18 protein-coding genes are annotated in these 17,571 nt (G+C 74.9%); 2 read left to right on the forward strand and 16 right to left on the reverse strand.

Features of this window, described 5'->3' with window-relative positions; genetic code table 11:
- The first annotated feature begins 87 nt into the window (after positions 1–87).
- Entirely contained in the window at positions 88–2,040 is a 1,953-nt protein-coding gene (locus OP18_RS23425; protein WP_033361137.1) for a galactose-binding domain-containing protein, read from the forward strand.
- A gap of 86 nt (positions 2,041–2,126) precedes the next feature.
- Here OP18_RS23425 and OP18_RS23430 read toward each other — a convergent pair whose 3' ends face one another.
- From OP18_RS23430 to OP18_RS23490, 14 genes are all read right to left on the reverse strand, one after another.
- Positions 2,127–2,609: a flavin reductase family protein gene (locus tag OP18_RS23430; protein ID WP_033361138.1), complete on the reverse strand. Its 483-nt coding sequence runs from the start codon at positions 2,607–2,609 to the stop codon at positions 2,127–2,129.
- A gap of 20 nt (positions 2,610–2,629) precedes the next feature.
- Positions 2,630–3,331, reverse strand: coding sequence for an alpha/beta hydrolase (locus OP18_RS23435; RefSeq protein ID WP_052387185.1), 702 nt, complete (start codon positions 3,329–3,331; stop codon positions 2,630–2,632).
- Positions 3,328–4,479, reverse strand: coding sequence for an LLM class flavin-dependent oxidoreductase (locus tag OP18_RS23440; RefSeq protein ID WP_033361139.1), 1,152 nt, complete (start codon positions 4,477–4,479; stop codon positions 3,328–3,330). The genes OP18_RS23435 and OP18_RS23440 overlap by 4 nt, the downstream gene beginning before the upstream one ends.
- Positions 4,476–5,597, reverse strand: coding sequence for an acyl-CoA dehydrogenase family protein (locus OP18_RS23445; RefSeq protein WP_033361140.1), 1,122 nt, complete (start codon positions 5,595–5,597; stop codon positions 4,476–4,478). Before OP18_RS23445 ends, OP18_RS23440 begins: the two co-directional genes overlap by 4 nt.
- 86 nt (positions 5,598–5,683) lie before the next feature.
- The gene (locus tag OP18_RS23450) at positions 5,684–7,984 is read right to left on the reverse strand and encodes a molybdopterin-dependent oxidoreductase (protein WP_033361283.1); all 2,301 of its coding nucleotides are present in this window, start codon (positions 7,982–7,984) and stop codon (positions 5,684–5,686) included.
- Positions 7,981–8,952: an ABC transporter ATP-binding protein gene (locus OP18_RS23455; protein WP_063745566.1), complete on the reverse strand. Its 972-nt coding sequence runs from the start codon at positions 8,950–8,952 to the stop codon at positions 7,981–7,983. The genes OP18_RS23450 and OP18_RS23455 overlap by 4 nt, the downstream gene beginning before the upstream one ends.
- Complete coding sequence (locus tag OP18_RS23460) at positions 8,949–9,896, reverse strand: ABC transporter ATP-binding protein (RefSeq protein ID WP_211273643.1); 948 nt, start codon at positions 9,894–9,896, stop codon at positions 8,949–8,951. The genes OP18_RS23455 and OP18_RS23460 overlap by 4 nt, the downstream gene beginning before the upstream one ends.
- A 29-nt stretch (positions 9,897–9,925) precedes the next feature.
- A complete protein-coding gene (locus tag OP18_RS23465; RefSeq protein WP_052387186.1) occupies positions 9,926–10,762 on the reverse strand; it encodes an ABC transporter permease in 837 nt (278 codons plus the stop codon).
- Positions 10,759–11,778, reverse strand: coding sequence for an ABC transporter permease (locus OP18_RS23470; RefSeq protein WP_033361142.1), 1,020 nt, complete (start codon positions 11,776–11,778; stop codon positions 10,759–10,761). The genes OP18_RS23465 and OP18_RS23470 overlap by 4 nt, the downstream gene beginning before the upstream one ends.
- Positions 11,775–13,304, reverse strand: a complete 1,530-nt coding sequence (locus tag OP18_RS23475) for an ABC transporter substrate-binding protein (protein ID WP_033361143.1) — start codon at positions 13,302–13,304, stop codon at positions 11,775–11,777. The genes OP18_RS23470 and OP18_RS23475 overlap by 4 nt, the downstream gene beginning before the upstream one ends.
- A 162-nt stretch (positions 13,305–13,466) precedes the next feature.
- A complete protein-coding gene (locus OP18_RS62595; RefSeq protein WP_360094311.1) occupies positions 13,467–13,541 on the reverse strand; it encodes a putative leader peptide in 75 nt (24 codons plus the stop codon).
- A gap of 94 nt (positions 13,542–13,635) precedes the next feature.
- On the reverse strand, positions 13,636–14,316 hold the full coding sequence (locus tag OP18_RS23480; RefSeq protein WP_211273644.1) for a DsbA family oxidoreductase: 681 nt from the start codon (positions 14,314–14,316) through the stop codon (positions 13,636–13,638).
- Positions 14,313–14,759 carry a cupin domain-containing protein gene (locus OP18_RS23485; RefSeq protein ID WP_033361144.1) on the reverse strand — a complete coding sequence of 149 codons (447 nt, stop codon included), beginning with the start codon at positions 14,757–14,759 and terminating at the stop codon, positions 14,313–14,315. The genes OP18_RS23480 and OP18_RS23485 overlap by 4 nt, the downstream gene beginning before the upstream one ends.
- A gap of 9 nt (positions 14,760–14,768) precedes the next feature.
- Complete coding sequence (locus OP18_RS23490) at positions 14,769–15,230, reverse strand: RrF2 family transcriptional regulator (RefSeq protein ID WP_033361145.1); 462 nt, start codon at positions 15,228–15,230, stop codon at positions 14,769–14,771.
- A gap of 173 nt (positions 15,231–15,403) precedes the next feature.
- Between OP18_RS23490 and OP18_RS23495 the strand changes: the two genes are divergently transcribed.
- Positions 15,404–16,174: a hypothetical protein gene (locus OP18_RS23495; RefSeq protein ID WP_156089713.1), complete on the forward strand. Its 771-nt coding sequence runs from the start codon at positions 15,404–15,406 to the stop codon at positions 16,172–16,174.
- 18 nt (positions 16,175–16,192) lie between these two features.
- Here the strand turns inward: OP18_RS23495 and OP18_RS23500 are convergent, their stop codons facing one another.
- Positions 16,193–16,765 (reverse strand): TetR/AcrR family transcriptional regulator, encoded by a 573-nt coding sequence (locus tag OP18_RS23500; protein WP_033361147.1) that lies wholly within the window; start codon positions 16,763–16,765, stop codon positions 16,193–16,195.
- Positions 16,758–17,552 (reverse strand): alpha/beta fold hydrolase, encoded by a 795-nt coding sequence (locus OP18_RS23505; RefSeq protein ID WP_052387187.1) that lies wholly within the window; start codon positions 17,550–17,552, stop codon positions 16,758–16,760. Before OP18_RS23505 ends, OP18_RS23500 begins: the two co-directional genes overlap by 8 nt.
- Positions 17,553–17,571 lie beyond the last annotated feature (19 nt).

A 17,571-nucleotide genomic window follows, 5' to 3' on the forward strand; every position in this document is an offset into this window, starting at 1 on the left:
CACCGCCCGCCGTTCCCGGGCCGCCACCGGATCCGGCCGTGACGTGCGTGGGACAGGCACCGCGACGGGCACACCCGAGGAGTCCACATGGGAGTTTCCCGCCGCTCCGTCATCACCACCGCGATCGCCGGCACGGCCGCCACCGCGCTGCCGGTCGTGGCCGCCACCGCGCCCGCCGAGGCGGCCAGCCCGCCCGGCGACGTCGTCGGCAAGGTCACCGTCGGCTACCAGGGCTGGTTCGCCGCCCCCGGCGACGGCGCGCCGATCAACGGCTGGTGGCACTACAGCCCCGACTGGTCCCAGCCGCCGGCGCCCGGCGCGTGCTCCATCACCTGCTGGCCCGACATGCGCGACTTCACCAGGGGGTACCGCAGCAACTTCGCCAACCTCGGCAACGGCCAGCCGGCGAACCTGTTCTCCTCCTACGACCAGCAGACCGTCGACACCCACTTCCGGTGGATGCAGCAGAACGGCTGCGACACCGCGGCGCTGCAGCGGTTCAACCCGTTCGGCGGTGAGGGACCGACCCGCGACGCGATGGCGGCGAAGGTCCGCAGCGCCGCCGAGGCCACCGGGCGCAAGTTCTACATCATGTACGACGTCACCTGGTGGTTGAACATGCAGTCGGAGATCAAGACCGACTGGACGACGAAGATGTCGGCGTACACCGCCTCATCCGCCTACGCCCGGCAGAACGGCAAGCCCGTCGTGTGCATCTGGGGCTTCGGCTTCAACGACGACGGCCGGCCGTTCACCCCGTCGCAGTGCCTCGACGTGATCAACTGGTTCAAGGGGCAGGGCTGCTACGTCATCGGCGGCGTGCCGACCCACTGGCGGCTCGGCACGGACGACTCCCGCGCCGGGTTCATCGACGTGTACCACGCCTTCAACATGATCTCGCCGTGGATGGTCGGGCGGATCAGCGACAACAACGGCGCCGACTGGTTCTACACCAACCGGGTCCTGCCGGACCTCGCCGACCTCAACGCCCGCGGCATCGACTACCAGCCGTGCGTCATCCCTGGTGACCTCGCCGCCGGGCACCGCCGCCACGGCGAGCTGATGTGGCGGCAGTTCTACAACCACACCCGAGCCGGCGTGCAGAGCGTCTACATCTCGATGTTCGACGAGTTCAACGAGGGCAACCAGATCGCCAAGACCGCGGAGAGCGCGGCGTGGCAGCCGACGAACTCCGGGATGCGCGCCCTCGACGAGGACGGCACCCCGTGCTCGTCGGACTACTACCTGCGCCTCACCAACGACGGCGGCCGGATGCTCAAGGGGCAGGTCGCGCTGACCGCGACCCGGTTCACGGTGCCGTTCCCGACCGGCCCGGACCAGACCGCGCCGAGCGTCCCGGGCAACCTGCGGGCCACCGGCAACACCGACACGACGGTGGCGCTGGCCTGGAACGCCTCGACGGACAACGTGGGCGTCGCCGGCTACCGGGTCTCCCGCACCAGCGGCTCCGGCACCGTCGCCGTCGGCACCACCGGCACCCTCGCGTTCACGGTCACCGGGCTGACGGCGGGCACCGCGTACACGTTCACGGTCGCCGCCTACGACGCCGCCGGCAACACGTCGGGCGCCTCCAACGCCGTCACCGTCACCACGTCGGCGCCGCCGAACACCAGCACCAACCTGGCCCAGGGCAAGCCGACCTCGCAGAGCAGCCAGACGCAGGTGTACGGCAGCGGCAACGCCGTGGACGGCAACACCGGCACGTACTGGGAGAGCGCCAACAACGTGTGGCCGCAGTGGCTCCAGGTCGACCTGGGCGCCGCCACCGCCGCCCGTCGCGTGGTCCTGACCCTGCCGTCGCACTGGGGCACCCGCACCCAGACGCTGTCGGTCACCGACGGCGCCTCGGGCGCGACGCTGGTGGCGTCGCGCGCCTACACGTTCGACCAGAACGCCGCCAACACGGTGACGATCACCCTGCCCAGCACGACGTCGGTGCGGTACCTGCGGCTGAACTTCACCGCCAACACCGGCTGGCCCGCCGGGCAGGTGTCGGAGTTCCGCGTCTACACGGGCTGACCGGACGGGTTCAGGCTCCCTGACCGACGCCGACGGTCAGGGCCGGGCGGGTGGCGACCGGGCTGCCGGACGCCACCCGCCCGACGTCAGGCCGCCCTGAGGTAGCGGCCCATGTGGTACAGCAGCGGCAGGCCCTCCTGGTGCTCGCCGACGACCGGCTCGGCCAGCACGATCGCGTGGTCGCCGGCGTGGACGCGGTCCACGACCCGGCAGACCAGGACCGCGAGGGCCCCGTCGAGCACCGGCACCTCGTGCGGGCCGGGGCGCCAGCTGGCCGGTGCGGCGAACCGGTCGATGCCGCTGGTCGCGAACTGCCGGGCGAGCTGCTCCTGCGCGTCGGCGAGGACGTGGACCCCGACGTGCCCGGCCGCCTCGACGGCCGGCCAGCTCGACGAGCGCCGGTCCAGGCAGAACGACACCAGCGGCGGGTGCAGCGACACGGACGTGAACGACGTGGCGGTGAACCCGGCCGGGCCGGCCGGCCCGGGCGCGGTGATGACCACGACGCCGGCGGCGTGCCGGCGCAGCAGCTGGCGGAACAGGTCGGGTTCGATGGCGGTGACGGTCATCGGGGTCCTCCCTCGGCGGGTCAGTGCGTGTGGACGGTGAGGATCGGTGTCACGTCGGCGCCGGCGCGCAGCCGCTCCAGCCACTGCACGACGTGCGCGGCGACGGTGCGGTGGGTGGCGTCGTTGAGCACGTCGTGCCGGCCGTCGCGGACGGTGCCGAGCTCCGCCCGCGGCAGCCGCGCCGCGAGCCGCCGCGCCCCGGCGACCGGGCTGACGGTGTCGGCCTCGCCGTGCAGGACGAGCACCGGCACGGCGACCGGTGCCGGGGCCAGCAGGTCCGCCGCGACCGGCAGGGCGAGCGCGCCGCGCCGGAACCCGGTGTCGCCGGTGAGCCGCGCCTGGTGGGTCGGGCAGGCGGTGCGGGCCGCCAGCTCCTCCTCCCAGCCGACGTCGGCGCCCCCTTCGGCGGCGACGCCCGCGGCGATGACCCCGGCGAACAGGTCCGGGTGCGCCGCGGCGACGGCCAGGGCGTGCAGGGCGCCGGTGTCGGAGCCGGCCAGCACGACCGGGCCGGTCGCGGCCGCGGCGAGCGACGGCGCCGCCTCCGGGGTCGCCGAGCGCACCGCGTAGCCGTCGGCGGCGAGGCGGCGGCCGAAGCGGTCGTAGACGCCGGCGTGCTCGCCGCGGCCCGGCAGGACGAGCACGGTGCCGCGGACCGCGATGGCGGCCGGCGGGTCCCAGCGGGCGCCAGCCACGACGGGCGTCCCGATCGTCGCGGTCACCGGGCACCCGCCGCGACCGGCTCGGCCTGCGCCGCGGCGGCGTCGGTCGGGGCGGCGTCGGTGGTCCGGGTGGCCGCGCGGTGCGCGAGCTCCTGGCGGACCAGCGGCAGCAGGTGCCGGCCGTAGTCGATGGCGTCGTCGAGCGGGTCGTAGCCGCGGATCAGGATCGTGGTGACGCCGATGTCGACGTAGTCCAGCAGCGCCCGCGCCACCGTCTCGGGCGTGCCGACCAGCGCGGTCGAGTTGCCGCCGGCGCCGGTCGCCTTCGCCGGGGCGGTCCACAGCGCGCGGTCGTGCAGGTCGCCCTTCGCGGCCGCCGCGAGCAGCCGCTGCGAGCCCACGTTCTCCGGTGCGCCGTCGCTCCGCCACGCCCGCTGCGGCCATCCCGCCGTGCCGCTGGTGATGGTGTCGAGGATCGCGTGCGCCCGCTCCCAGGCGAGGTCCTCCGTCGGGGCGAGGATCGGGCGGAACGACACGCTGATGCCGGGCACGTCGGTGCGCCCGGCGGCGGCCGCGGCGGCCCGCACGGAGGCGATCTGCTCCGCGGTCTCCTTCAGCGGCTCGCCCCACAGCGCGAACGTGTCCGCGTGCCTGCCGCCGACCCGGTACGCCGCCTCCGACGACCCGCCGAAGAACAGCGGGATGCGGTGCGCCGGCTGGACGTGCGCGGCGAAGTCGGCGAAGCGGTAGTAGCGGCCCTCGTAGTCGAACGGCTCCGGCGACGACCACGCGCGACGCAGGATCTCCAGGTACTCGTCGGTGCGCGCGTACCGCTCGTCCTTGTCCAGGTAGACGCCGTCGCGCTGCTGCTCGGCGTTGTTGCCGCCGGTGATCGTGTGCACCGCGACCCGGCCGCCGCTGAACTGGTCCAGCGTCGCGAACTGCCGCGCGGCGAGGGTCGGCGCGACGAAGCCGGGGCGGTGCGCGATGAGCAGGCCGATCCGCTCGGTGTGGGCGGCGACGTGCGCGGCGACCTGGCCGCCCTCGGGCCAGCCGGAGCCGTAGCCGATGAGGATCCGGTCGAAGCCGGCGTCCTCGTGGGTGCGGGCGAACCGGCGCGTGTACGCGGGGTCGATCACCGGCCCGGCCGGGGCGTGGATCTCCGAGGCGTGCTGGGTGCCGATCATGCCGACGAACTCGACCGTCATGGCGTGTGCTCCTTCGGGTTCAGCGAACGGGACAGCGCGGCCTGGCCGGCCGCGGCGAGGACGGTGTCGTCCTGCGGGGTGTGGATGCGGGCGCAGAGCACATCCCGCAGGTGGCACTCCAGGGGGTTGCGGCGGGTGAGGGCGTTGTTGCCGATCAGCGCGACGGCCCGCTCCACCGCGCCGATCGCGGCACGGGTGCCGACGAGCTTGCCGATGCCGGCCTCCACGGCCAGCCCGCTGTCGTAGTCGGCCGCCTGCGCGCGTACCAGCGCCGACGCCGACACCAGCAGGGCCTCGATCTCGCCGACGGCGGCCTGGAACCGGGGCAGCGTCGCCAGGGGCTTGCCGAGCGCCGCCGGGGTCCGCTCGTGCAGGAACCCGATCAGCCAGTCCCGCGCCGCGGCCGCGACGCCGAGGTACAGGGCGGTGAGGCCCAGCGCGTTCCACGCGGTGAGGTCCGCGCCCCGACCGGCGGGGCTGTGCACGAACGCGTCCAGCGGCACCCGCACCCCGTCGAGGTGGACGTCGTCGCTGCGGCTGGCGCGCAGCCCGAGGTGGTCCCAGGTCGGCTCGATCCGCACGCCGGGGCTGCCGCCGCGGACGAGGAACGAGCCGACCCGCGGCGGGTCCTCGTCCGTGCGGCCCCAGACCGCCATCCAGGACAGCGCCACGGCCCCGGTCGAGAAGACCTTGTGGCCGTCGAGCACGTAGGAGGAGCCGTCGCGGCGCCCGACGGTCGCCGGGAGCCCGCCACGGGCGGGGGTGCCGAGCTCCGGCTCCACCCGCAGCGCGTTGACCAGCGCCGGGCCCGCCCGCGACGCGGCGAGCAGGTCCGCGTAGAGGTGCTCGGGCCAGGACGGCTCGCGGGCCTGCGCGGCGTGGGTGAACAGCGTCATCGCCGTGACCAGCGCGACGGCCGGGTCACCGGCGCCCAGCGCGGTCAGGATGTCGACGGTACGGGCCAGCCCCGCGCCCTCCCCGCCGTAGCGGGCCGCGACGGTGGCGGTCAGCAGCCCGTGCTTGTGCACGACCGCGATCCCGTCGTGCGGGAACGTCGCGTCCCGGTCGTGCTCGGCCGCCCGGGCGGCGAGCTCCGCGGTCACCACGTCGAGACTCATGCCGTCACCTCCGCTGCGCTCCGGCGCCGGCCTGAGTCCCACGCTGCGCCCATGATTCGCGGCTCCTCCGCTCCGCTCCGGACCGCTCATGGATTCCTCCGCTCCAGCAGCGGTGGGTCGTGGACCGTCACCGGCGGTGGCGGGCCGGTCAGCGCGGCGACCTCGACCAGGGCGTGCTGGCCGGTGCAGCCCTGCGACAGCCGGGAGCTGGGCACGTCCGCCGTCAGCACGTTCGGGTTGCCGTGCACGCACAGCAGCCGCCCGCCGGGCTCCTCGACGGGGTCGAACCAGGCACCGGTCGGCAGCCGCACCACGCCGCGGCGCAGCCCGTCGTCGAGGACTGCCCCGGCGAGGCAGGCGCCCCGGTCGTTGAAGACCCGCACGACGTCGCCGTCGGCGATGCCCCGGTCGGCGGCGTCCGCGGGGTGCAGCCGCAGCGCCTCCCGGCCCGCGCGCTTGCCGGCGAGGCTGGTCGCGCCGACGTCGAGCTGGCTGTGCAGCCGGGTGGCGGGCTGGTTGGCGATGAGCAGCAGCGGGAACCGGGCGGCGGCCGGCCCGCCGAGCCACTCGTCGGGCTCCAGCCACACCGGGTGGCCGGGGCAGTCGGGGTAGCCGAAGCCGGCGACGGTCTCGGAGTACAGCTCGATCCGGCCGCTCGGGGTCCGCAGCGCCGTCCGGCCGGCCCGGAAGTCCTCCAGCAGCGTGAAGTGGGTCGGGCCGGGCGGCAGCTGGTAGTCGCCGGCGGCCCAGAACGCGTCGAAGTCCGGCACGTCGTGGCCCTCGGCGCGCAGCTCGTCGCGCCAGCCGCCGTACAGGTGCCGCAGCCACTGCCACGGGGTGCGGCCCTCGGTGAACGTGTCGCCGAAGCCGAGCCGGTGCGCCAGGGCGGCGAGGATCGCGTGGTCGTCGCGGGCCTCGCCGACGGGGTCGACGGCGCGGTGCATCGCGATGAGGTGCGTGTCGCGGCGGCCGCCGCCGAGGTCGTCGCGTTCGAGGGTGGTCGTGCACGGCAGCACGATGTCGGCGTGCCGGGCGGTCGACGTCCAGTGCGGCTCGTGCACCACGACGGTGTCGGGGCGGCCGAACGCGGCCCGCAGGCGGGTCAGGTCCTGGTGGTGGTGGAAGGGGTTCCCACCGGCCCAGTACACGAGTCGTACGTCGGGATAGGTCCGTCGCTCGCCGTCGTAGTCGTACGGGTCGCCGGGCCGCAACAACATGTCGGCGACGCGGGCGACGGGGATGAACCCGCGGACCGGGTTGGCGCCCTGCGGCAGGGTCGGTAGGCGACGCTTGGGGCCGTGGTCGCCGACGTCGCCCATCGAGCCGTAGCCGTGACCGAAGCCGCCGCCGGGCAGCCCGATCTGGCCGAGCAGCGCGGCGAGGGCGATCCCCGCCCACACGGGCTGCTCGCCGTGCTGGGCGCGCTGCAGCGACCAGGTGACGGTGACCAGGGTCCGCGCGGCCGCCATCCGCCGGGCGAGGGCGCGGATGCCGGCGGCGTCGACGCCGCAGATCCCGGCGGCCCACGCGGCGTCCTTCACCACCCCGTCGGCGTGCCCGAGCAGGTACCCGCGGAAGGTGTCGAAGCCGGTGGTGTACCCGTCGAGGAACGCCCGGTCGTGCAGGTCCTCCACGACGAGGCTGTGCGCGAGGCCGAGCATGAGCGCGGTGTCGGTGCCGGGCACCACCGGCAGCCACTGTGCCCGCAGGTCCGCCGGCAGGTCGGCGCGCAGCGGGCTGACCAGCACCACCGGCACCCGCCGCTCGGCGAGCCGGCGCAGGTGGCCGTGGGCGGTGTGCCGGGTGACGCCGCCGGGCGTGACGGACAGGTTCTTCGCCGGGACGCCGCCGAACGCGACGAGCAGCTCCGTGTGCTCGGTGATCGTCGGCCACGACGACGCGTCGCGCAGCACGTCCTCGGCCTCGCCGACGACGTGCGGCAGCAGCACGAGCGACGTGCCGAGGCTGTAGGAGTTGCGGGAGCCCGTGTACCCGCCGAACCCGTTGAGGAAGCGGTGCAGCTGGCTCTGCGCGTGGTGGAACCGGCCGGCGCTGGCCCAGCCGTACGAGCCGCCGAAGACGGCCTCGTTGCCGTGCTCGCGCCGGACCCGGTCGAGCTCGGCGGCGAGCAGGTCCAGGGCGGTGTCCCAGTCGACCTCCACGTAGCCGTCGCGGCCGCGCCGGTCGGTGGGGCCGGGCCCGTCCTCCAGCCAGCCGCGCCGGATCGCCGGCCGCGCCACCCGGGTGCGGTGCCGCAGGCCGCCGGCGACGTTGCCCAGCAGTGGCGACGGCGACGGGTCGGCGGGGTGCGGCTCGACGGCGAGCGCGCCGCCGGCGCCGGGCCGGACCCGGAACGCGCCCCAGTGGGAGGTGGTCGGGGTGCTCATCGGGCGCCGGCCGCCAGCTGCGCCCGCCACGCGCCGGCGTGGTGGCACGCGACCTGCCACGCGTCGCCGGTGGTGGGCGGGGCGGTGACGCAGGCCGGGGTCGCGAAGGGGCACCGCGGCGCGTACGGGCACGCGCCGGCCCCGAACGCGGCGGCCGGCGTGTGCTCCGGTGCCGGCCGCAGCGCCCGCGCCGGGATCGGGTGCTCCCGGCGGACGCTGGGCGCCGACGCGGTGAGCAGCGCCGTGTACGGGTGCCGGGGCTCGCTCAGCACCCGCTCGATCGGGCCCTGCTCGACGAGGCGCCCGCCGTACAGGACGGCGACCCGGTCGGCGATCCCGGCCAGGGAGCTCAGGTCGTGGGAGATGACGACGACCGTCACCCCGGCCCTGTCCCGCAGGTCGGCGAGGAGCCGCAGCACGTGGTTGCGGTTGGACGCGTCGAGGGCGCTGACCGGCTCGTCGCACAGCAGCAGCCGCGGGTCGAGGGCGACGGCGCGGGCCAGCAGCACCCGCTGCCGCTGGCCGCCGGAGATCTGCCCGGGCAGCCGGTCGGCGAGCGCCGGGTCGAGACCGACCTGGACCAGGGCGGCGGTGACCTTGGCGTCGATCGCGGTCCGGTCCAGGACCCCGGCGACGGTGAGCCCTTCGGCGACGATCCGCGCGACGGTGTGCTGCGGGTCGAGGGCGCGCAGCGGGTCCTGGAACACGTACTGGACCTGGCCGGTGCGCCGCCACGCGCGCAGCGCCGGGCCGCGCAGCGCGGTGAGGTCGGTGCCGTCGAACGTGATCCGGCCGGCGCGCACCGGTGCCGCGCCGACGACCGCCCGGGCGAGGGTGGTCTTGCCGGAGCCGGTCTCGCCGATGACACCGAGGATCTCCCCCGCCCGTACCCGCAGCGACAGGTCCGCCAGGACCCGGTGCCGGTCGAACGTGACGTCCAGCCCGTCGACCACCAGTACGTCGCTCATGCGCCCACCAGCTCCAGGGTCGCGGCCCGGTGGCACCGGACCTGACGGTCGTCCACGGTGGACAGTGGGACGGGGGTGGCGCAGGTGTCGGTGGCGTGCGCGCAGCGGGCCGCGAACCGGCAGCCGGCCGGCATCGCGCCGGGCTCCGGCGGCCGGCCGGGGATGACCTCCAGGTCGCGGCGGCGCCAGTCGCCGAGGGACGCGACGCGCAGCAGCGCCTCCGTGTACGGGTGCCGCGGGCTGGCGATCACCTCGGCCGTCGGGCCCTGCTCGACGATCTCGCCGGCGTAGAAGACCGCGACCCGGTCGCAGACCTCGGCGACGACGGCCAGGTCGTGGCTGACGAGCAGCAGCGCCAGGCCGCGCGTCTCGCGCAGGTGCCGCAGCAGCTCGAGGACCTCGGCCTGCACGGCGGCGTCGAGGGCGGTGGTGGCCTCGTCGGCGACGAGCAGCTCCGGCTCGCCGGCGACGGCGATGGCGATGAGGGCCCGCTGCAGCATGCCGCCGGACAGCTCGTGCGGGTACTGGTCGAACACCGCCGCCGGCCGGCGCAGCCCCATCGCGGCGAGCAGCTCGACGGCGGCGGCGCGGGTCAGGCCGCGGCGCAGGCCGCGCTTGAGCCGCAGCTGCTCGGCGAGCTGCCGGCCGACGGTCAGCGACGGGTTCAGGTAGGAGGCCGGGTCCTGGAACACGGCGGCGAGCCGGTTGCCCCGCACCGCGTCCCAGCCGCGCCGGTCGAGCCCGGTGAGGTCGGTGGGGTCCGGGTCGCCGCCGAGGTGGATGGTGCCGCCGGTGACCGCGACGCCGGGTGGCAGGACGCCGAGGACGGCGCGGCAGGTGAGGGTCTTGCCGGAGCCGGACTCGCCGACCAGCCCGACGGACCCGCCCCGTTCGATGGCGAACGACACGGCCCGGACGGCCTCGTGGCCAGCGCCGACGGACACGTGCAGATTTTCGACCCGCAGGACAGGATTCATGCCGCACCGCCGGGGCGGATCGCGTCGGCGAGGGCGTTGAGCGCGGCGACCGCCAGCATGATCAGGGCGGCCGGGATGACCGGCGCCCACGGCTGCTGGGCGAGGAACCCGAGCTCGCTGGCGAGGACGCCGCCCCACGTCGGTGCCGGCGGCTGGACGCCGATGCCCAGGAACGTCAGCGAGGACACGGCGAGCAGCGCCCCGCCGGTCGCCTGCGCGGCGGTGACGGCGACGGTCGGCACGACCTTGCCCCACACGTGGGTGCGCAGGATCCGCCACCGGGAGGCGCCGAACAGCTCGGCGGCCTCGACGTACTGGGCGCGGGTGAGGCTGAGCCCCGCCGCGCGGGTGACCCGGAAGAACAGCGGCGCGAACAGCACGCCGATGGCGACCATCGCCTGGCTGAGGCCGTTGCCGAGGACGCCGGTGACGGCGATGGCGAAGACGATGAACGGCAGCGTCATGACCGCGTCGACGGCGCGCAGCAGCACCCACTCGGCGCCGCGGCCGAGCCACAGCGACGCCAGGCCCGGCAGGACGCCGAGGGCGAGGCCGACGCCGACGCTCTGCAGGGCGGCGACGACGGTGGTGCCGGTGCCGGCGAGCAGCCGGCTGAACACGTCGCGGCCGAGGTAGTCGGTGCCGAACGGGTGGGCGGAGCTGGGCCCGCGCAACGCCAGGTCCGGGTCCTGCAGCAGCGGGTCGTGCGGCGCGACCGCGCCGCCGGCCACGGCGAGGAACGCGACGACGGCGAGCACGGCGACCGCGAAGCGGACCGACGGTTGCCACCGCCACCGGCGCGCGGACGGCCGGGCGGCCGTGAGCGTGCTCATCGCTTGCCCTGCGGGGTGAGGCGCAGCACCGCGACGTTGACGAGGGTGTTGCAGATCAGCACGACGGTGACGGTGACGAGCAGGGTGCCCTGGATGAGCGGGATGTCGTGCTGGTTGGACGCCTGCAGGGCGAGCTGGGCCAGCCCCGGCAGGTTGAAGATCTTCTCGGTGACGACGGCGCCGCCGAGGACCATCGGCACGCCCATGCCCAGGACGGTGAGGGCGGGACCGATCGCGTTGCGCAGCGCGTGGCGGAACAGCACCCGGCGGGCGCCGAGGCCGCGCACGACGGCGCCGGTGACGTAGTTCTCGCCGAGCTGCCCGACCAGCGACGTGCGCAGCTGCCGGGCGATGGACGCGGCGATGTCGAGGCTGAGCGCGAGCGCGGGCAGGATCGCGAAGCGCAGCCACTGCCCGACGCCCTGCTCGAGGGGGACGTAGCCGCCCGCCGGCAGCGCCTTGAGCAGCACGGAGCACACCACGATGAGGCCGATGCCGAGCACGAACGGCGGCAGCGTGCCGAGCCCGGAGGCGACGGCGGTGACGGCCCGGTCCAGCCGGCTGCCCTGGCGCAGCGCGGCGGCGATGCCGGCGGCACCGCCGATGAGCACGGCGAGCAGCACGGCGAGGCCGGCGAGGGCGAGGTCGACGGGCAGCGCCGCGAAGATGCTGTCGGCGACGGGGATGGTGGTGAAGTAGGACCGGCCGAGGTCGCCCCGCAGCGCGGAGCACAGCCAGTCGAGGTACTGCACCGGCAGCGGCCGGTCGAGGCCGAACTCGTGGTTCATCCGGGCGATGTCGTCCGGGGTGGCGGTCTCGCCGAGGACCGCGGCGGCCGGGTTGCTCGGTGACAGCGCGCCGAGCCCGAACGTCAGCAGCGACGAGAACACGAACACGACCACGGGCGTGGCGAGGGTACCGATCCAGCGCCGGGACCGCCGGGGCCGCGGCTCGTCCGGTGCCGCGGCCGGGACCGGCCGGACGAGGTCCGGCGGCCGGGAGAGCAGCGTGGTCATGACACGGTCACCCCTTCGAAGCGCTGGACGACGGTGAACTCGGGAATCGCCGACACGTTGGCGCGGCGGGCGAGGATCCGGGGCACGCTGTACAGGAAGACGTTGGGCATCGACTTCACCGCGACCGCGGTGGCCGCCTGCAGCACGCTCGGGTAGGTCGGGTCGTCCAGCGGCGTCCGGCTCACCTTGGCCAGGGCGTCGGCGAGCTCCGGCGGGGTCTGCCGCCCGGGGTTCATCAGGCCCTCCTTGCCGAACAGCACCTGGAACGCCTGCACGGCGGAGTCCCGGCCGGCGAACTGGTCGACGAAGAGGGCCTTGCTGTGCTGCACGTACACCAGCTGCGTGGCCTGCGCCTGCGGGATGACCTCGATGGTGGCCTTGAAGCCGGCGGCGTTGAGCTGCGACTGCAGCTGCTCGGGCACGCCCTCGGCCTTGGCGGTGGTGATGACGACGTCGACCGGCGAGGTGCCGTAGCTGGACTGTGCCAGCAGCTGCTTCGCCTTCGCGGGGTCGTACTGGTAGATGCCTTCGAGGCTGTTGCTGTAGCCGGCGTAGCCCTTCGGGAACGGCTGGTAGGCGACCTCGCCGTGGCCGAACTGGGCGGTCTTGAGCAGCGCGGCGCGGTCCACGGCGTAGCGCAGCGCCTCGGTGACCTTCGGGTCGTCGAACGGCTTCTTGGTGATGTTGACGTCGAGGACCGCGACGACCAGTGACGGGATCACCTGCACCCGCAGGCCGGCGGCCTTGGCGGCCTCGACCTGGCCGCCGGGGATCTGGGCGACGTCGTACTGCCCGGACTGCAGGGCGGCCACCACGGTGGCGGGCTCCGGCAGCGGGTACGCCTCGAACCCGGCGAGCTTGATGCTGGCCGCGTCCCAGTAGTCGGGGTTGCGGGTGAGGACGGCCTTGGCGTTCTGCACGTACGAGGTGAGGGTGAACGGCCCGGCGCCGACGGGCTTCGTCGCCAGCGCTGCGGCGTCGGCGGCGATCGCGGCCGGACTGACGATCATGCCGGTCTTGCCGGCGAGCAGGTTCGGGATCTGGTAGTCGGGCTGGGCGAGGCCGAGGACCACGGTGGTGGCGTCGGGCGCGGTCACCGATCTGACGTTGGCCAGCTGCGCGGCGACGAGCGACTTGGGGAAGTCCCGGCCGCGTTCGAGGCTCTGCTTCACCGCGTCGGCGTCCAGGGCGGTGCCGTCGCTGAACTTGAGGCCCGGCCGCAGCGTGAACGTCAGGGTGGTGCCGGCGCTGTCGTACGTCCAGCCGGTGGCGAGCGCCGGGACGGCGTTGCCCTTCTCGTCGAGCTTGGTGAGGCCGGCGTACACGAGCGACAGCAGGTGCACGTCCCAGCCGGCGGACGAGGTGACCGGGTCCCAGCTGGTGACGCTGGACCAGCCCCACTTGAGGGTGCCGCCGGCGGTGCCGGGGGCCGCGACCGTCCCGTCACCGCAGGCGGCGAGCAGGGTCGCGGTGCCGGCGGCGGCACCGAGTCCGAGGAACGACCTGCGGGTCAGCGATGAGCTCATGGGGACGGAAGCCTTTCCAGGGAACGGAGGGTGCGCGGAGCCGTCCGCCACGCCGGCCCGGTGTGCTGCGGGCGCGCGGCGGCTGGGTGGGGTCGCTTCGGTGGGTGCGCGGGGGCCCGCGGCACGGCGGCGTGCCCGGCGGGCGGGTGGATCGACGGTGACTTATCGACAGAGGGCGCTTGCCGTGCGCCTGAGGTCGACGTAGCGACGAACTACGCCGGGGTGGGTCGATGTCATGTGCCCATCATGGGGACGCCGCCGAACTCACGTCAATAGCCATCTGGAAGTGTCCTATGCTTCGAGACAAATCCGATGGTTTTTATAGGAGTTATCAGGCCGGGGCGACCCGTTCGGCCGCGTCCAGGTACTGCCGCAGCGGGCGCCATCCCGGCACGATCTGCCTGCCCAGGGGGCCTTCGAAGAGCAGCGTCGGCAGCGCGTACCGCAGACCGCCGTCGATCTCCTTGGCCGCGCCGCAGTGTGGGCCGGGCGCCGTGAGGCCGATCACCTCGGGCGCCGGGCGGCGGGTCTCCAACCAGTCGGCGCGCACGGCGGCGGCGACCTCCGGCGACGCCAGGTCGCGCGCCAGGCGGGCCAGGTCCAGCCCGGGGACCGCCGCCGCGGCGGCCAGGACCCGCTCGGGGGTGTCAGCGGGCTCGCCGCGCAGGAACATGGCCTCGCGGAGCCGGCGCAGGACCACGTCCTCCAGCCCCTGCCGGGCGGCGGCCTTCGCGCCGAGCGACGCCGGCCACGAGCTCACCGCGACCCGCTCCAGGCGCGCCGGGCAGGGCGCGCCGGTGTGGCCCGACACGTCGCGCACGAAGCGGTGGTACCAGGCGGCCTCCGCGTCGGGATCCGGCGGCGGGTCGTCGTCGAGGTCGAACAGGATGCCGTACACCCGCCGCCAGCGGAAGCGGGCCGCGGTCAGCTCCCGCAGCCGCCGGAACGTCGGCTCCGAGCCCCAGGCCCAGGGGCACATCGGGTCGGTGTACTCGACGACGGTGGGCGTCACCTGCCGACGTCCCCCTCGTCCACGGGCGCCCACAGGCTGGGCAGGTTGACCACGATGCCCTCCTGGCTGCTGCGGGCGATGACGACGACCGCCTCCTCCGTGCCCGGGTTCTCCTCGCGGTGCGGCACGAACGGCGGCACGAAGATGTAGTCGCCGGGCTCGGTCTCGACCCTGACCTCGGCGTCACCCTCGGCGAACACGAAGACCGGGTGGCCGGACACGACGTAGATGGCGGTCTCCGCCTCGCCGTGGTGGTGGTCGCCGGAGTTGGTGGCCGGGGCGACGTGGGTCTGGCCCATCCAGACCCTCTCGGAGCCGACGGTCCTGCCCGAGACGGCCTCCAGGCGGGTCATCCCGCTGGTCTGCCGGGTGTCGCCGCTGAGCTCCTTGCCCTTGATGTGGCGCAGCGGGGCGTGCCAGTGGTCGGTCGGGTGCTGGGTCATGCGGGCCTCCTAGGCGGTTCTGCCGCCGACGAGACCCAGCAGCGACGCCGCGGGCTCCGCCGGTGACTCGGTGAGCAGGTCGGCGATGGTGACGCCGGTGAGGATCTCCTCGGTGCGCGCCTGGATCGCCCGCCACACCGCGGTGACGCCCGGCGCGCGGGTCGCGTCGGCCGGGTCGGCGGGCCCGTCGGGGCTCTCGCCGTGCACGGTCATCAGCTCCCCGTCGACCGCGGCGACGACGTCGGCCAGGGTGATCGTGGCCGGGTCGCGGCCCAGCCAGTACCCACCCTCGCAGCCGCGCTGGCTGCGGACCAGACCCGTGCGGCGCAGGTCGCGCATCACGGACTTGAGGAACCGGTACGGGATGTGCTGGGCGGCCGCGATGCCCTCGCAGACCAGTGGTCGCCCGGCGTCGGCCGCCAGCTCCACCAGTGCGCGGATCGCGTAGTCCGCCTTGGCCGATATACGCATGGCTTCCTCGCCGACGGGGTCCGATGCAGCACCGTAAACCCTACCAAACGACTTCGGTATGTATCCATTACGCCGGGCGTACCGGGGCGGCATTTGGAGTCTTTTAGTCCGTTTTGTCGTTAAGGTCACCAGTGGCGGGGCACGACGCCCCGCCGGACGGGAGCGACTGGAGCATGAACCGCAGGAGTCTGCTGCTGGGCGCGGGCGCGGTCGGCCTGACGGCCGCCGTCGGCGGTGCCGCGATCGCGGTGGCCGCGCCGGAGGACACCGAGGCGGGCCGGCGGTCGCAGCCGCTGCTCACCTGGGAGCTGACCGGCGGGTTCGTCCCCGCCGGCTGGAATGCGCTGCGCGCGCCGCGGCTGGTCGCCTACGACGACGGCACCCTCGTCGCCGACGCCGCCCGCCGGGTGAAGGTCGGCCAGGGCACCCTGCGCTCGCTGCGCAACCACGCCACCGCCGTGCTGCGCGACCCCGCCAACACCCGCCGCCGGCCGGGCGCGCCGATGATCGCCGACGTGCCGTCGACGGTGTTCACCGTGCGGGGCAACGGCCGCCGGTTCCGGGCCCAGTTCGAGGGCCTCGAGGAGACCCGCGCCGACCGCGCGTACCCGGCCGCCGCGTACTCGCTGCTGGACCACCTGAGCCAGCTGCGCGACCGCACGCTGCGGACCGGGTCGCCCTTCCACCCCGACGCCGTCCGGCTCGTCGCGGTCCTGCTCGACCCGGCGCAGCGGCCCACCGTGGTGGCGCCGTGGCCGGCCGGGGTGCCGGTGCCGCAGCTGGACCGCGACGAGTTCGTCGCCCAGCTCGACCTGCGCGGCCGGCAGGCCCGCGCCCTGCTGCGCGCCGTGCCGCACCCGGACCCGGCGCAGTGGCCGGTGCTCGCGACCGCCGACGGCCGGCGCTTCCAGGTCAACCACCGCTTCCTGCTGCCGCACGAGTGACCCGCGGCGCGGGGTCGCTCACCGGCGCCCCGACGCCATGGCGGTCATGCCGCGCACGACGGTGGCGACCAGGCGGTCGAAGGTCGCCTCGACGTCCTGGGGCAGGCCGAAGCCGCCGGAGGTGTGCAGCACCGCGAAGCCGTGCATCGCCGCGCGCGTGATCCGGGTGGCGTGCACGAGGTCGTCGCCGTCCAGGCCGTACCCGCGCAGCACGGCGAAGCACAGCTCGACGAAGCGCTCCCCGGCGGCCGCCACCGCCGGGTCTGGGGCCGGGGCCTGCGGCAGCAGCGCGTAGCGGTGCGGGTGGGTGACGGCGTAGCCGTGGTAGGCGCGCATGAGCGCCTCGAGCGCGGCGTCGCCGCTGAGGCCGAGCACGGCCGCGGTCGCCTCGGCGCGCAGCTGCTCGAAGAGCCGCACGGCGAGCAGGTCGCGCAGCTCGGTCAGGCTGCCCACGTGCTTGTACAGCGACGGCGTGGCCACCCCGGTGCGGGCCGCGACCGCGGCGAGGGTGAGCGCCGCCGGGCCGTCGGCGTCGACGAGAGCGAGCGCGGCGTCGACGACGGCGTCGCGGCTCAGCCCGGCCCTAGGCAACGGCGTGGTGGCCGAGGAAGGCGAACACGGCGGCAGCGGTCTCGGCCGGGAACTCCGAGTGCGGGTAGTGCCCGGCGCCGTCGATCATCGCGACCGTGCCGCCGACGCGCCCGGCGACGAGGCGCGCCTCGGCGGCCGGGTCGGGGAAGTCCGGGTCCTTCGCGCCCATGAGGACCAGCGCCGGGGTGCGGACCTCGCCCAGCCGGGCCTCGCAGACGGAGACGTCGGCGCCGAACATCGCCCGCAGCGCCGCCATCCGGCCGGGCTCGGCGAGGTTTGCCGACAGCGCGCGGCGCTCCCGGGCGAACGTCGGGGGCTTCTGCGACTTGTACAGGCTCGCCCAGTACATCATCCACAGTGGACGGGACCGGCCGACCGCCCAGATCGCGGCGCGCATCAGCGCGTTGGGCTTCGGCATGACCCGGGCGAACGGGTCGCTGAGCACGACGGCGCGCAGCAGCTCGGGCGCCTCGGCAGCGACCCACACGGCGCTGGCGCCGGTGTAGGAGTTGGTGAACAGCACGGCGGGGCCGGCGTCGAGGTGCCGCAGCAGCGCGACGATGTCGCGGCCGATCGCCTCGGGGCTGTAGTCGGCCCAGACGGCGTCGCTGCCGCCGTGGCCGCGCAGGTCCATCGTGACGACCCGGTAGCCGGCGGCGGCGAACAGCGCGCCCATCGGCGCGTAGGACGCGCGGGTCACGCCCATGCCGGGCACGCACAGGAGCAGGGGTCCGGCGGTGCCGCTGTCGTCGTACGCGATGCGGCCGCCTTCGTGGCTAAGTTCCATAGCCAAAAAGCTAATGTCA

The sequence above is a fragment of the Dactylosporangium aurantiacum genome (assembly GCF_000716715.1).
Classification (GTDB): Bacteria; Actinomycetota; Actinomycetes; order Mycobacteriales; family Micromonosporaceae; genus Dactylosporangium; species Dactylosporangium aurantiacum.

Coding starts and splice junctions, on each gene's coding strand:
- OP18_RS23505 (WP_052387187.1), bottom strand. CDS start 17,552: ATGGAACTTAGCCACGAAGGCGGCCGCATCGCGTACGACGACAGCGGC.
- OP18_RS23445 (WP_033361140.1), bottom strand. CDS start 5,597: ATGAGTCTCGACGTGGTGACCGCGGAGCTCGCCGCCCGGGCGGCCGAG.
- OP18_RS23440 (WP_033361139.1), bottom strand. CDS start 4,479: ATGACGGTCGAGTTCGTCGGCATGATCGGCACCCAGCACGCCTCGGAG.
- OP18_RS23430 (WP_033361138.1), bottom strand. CDS start 2,609: ATGACCGTCACCGCCATCGAACCCGACCTGTTCCGCCAGCTGCTGCGC.
- OP18_RS23485 (WP_033361144.1), bottom strand. CDS start 14,759: ATGACCCAGCACCCGACCGACCACTGGCACGCCCCGCTGCGCCACATC.
- OP18_RS23455 (WP_063745566.1), bottom strand. CDS start 8,952: ATGAGCGACGTACTGGTGGTCGACGGGCTGGACGTCACGTTCGACCGG.
- OP18_RS23495 (WP_156089713.1), top strand. CDS start 15,404: ATGAACCGCAGGAGTCTGCTGCTGGGCGCGGGCGCGGTCGGCCTGACG.
- OP18_RS23490 (WP_033361145.1), bottom strand. CDS start 15,230: ATGCGTATATCGGCCAAGGCGGACTACGCGATCCGCGCACTGGTGGAG.
- OP18_RS23425 (WP_033361137.1), top strand. CDS start 88: ATGGGAGTTTCCCGCCGCTCCGTCATCACCACCGCGATCGCCGGCACG.
- OP18_RS23475 (WP_033361143.1), bottom strand. CDS start 13,304: ATGAGCTCATCGCTGACCCGCAGGTCGTTCCTCGGACTCGGTGCCGCC.
- OP18_RS23470 (WP_033361142.1), bottom strand. CDS start 11,778: ATGACCACGCTGCTCTCCCGGCCGCCGGACCTCGTCCGGCCGGTCCCG.
- OP18_RS23465 (WP_052387186.1), bottom strand. CDS start 10,762: ATGAGCACGCTCACGGCCGCCCGGCCGTCCGCGCGCCGGTGGCGGTGG.
- OP18_RS23450 (WP_033361283.1), bottom strand. CDS start 7,984: ATGAGCACCCCGACCACCTCCCACTGGGGCGCGTTCCGGGTCCGGCCC.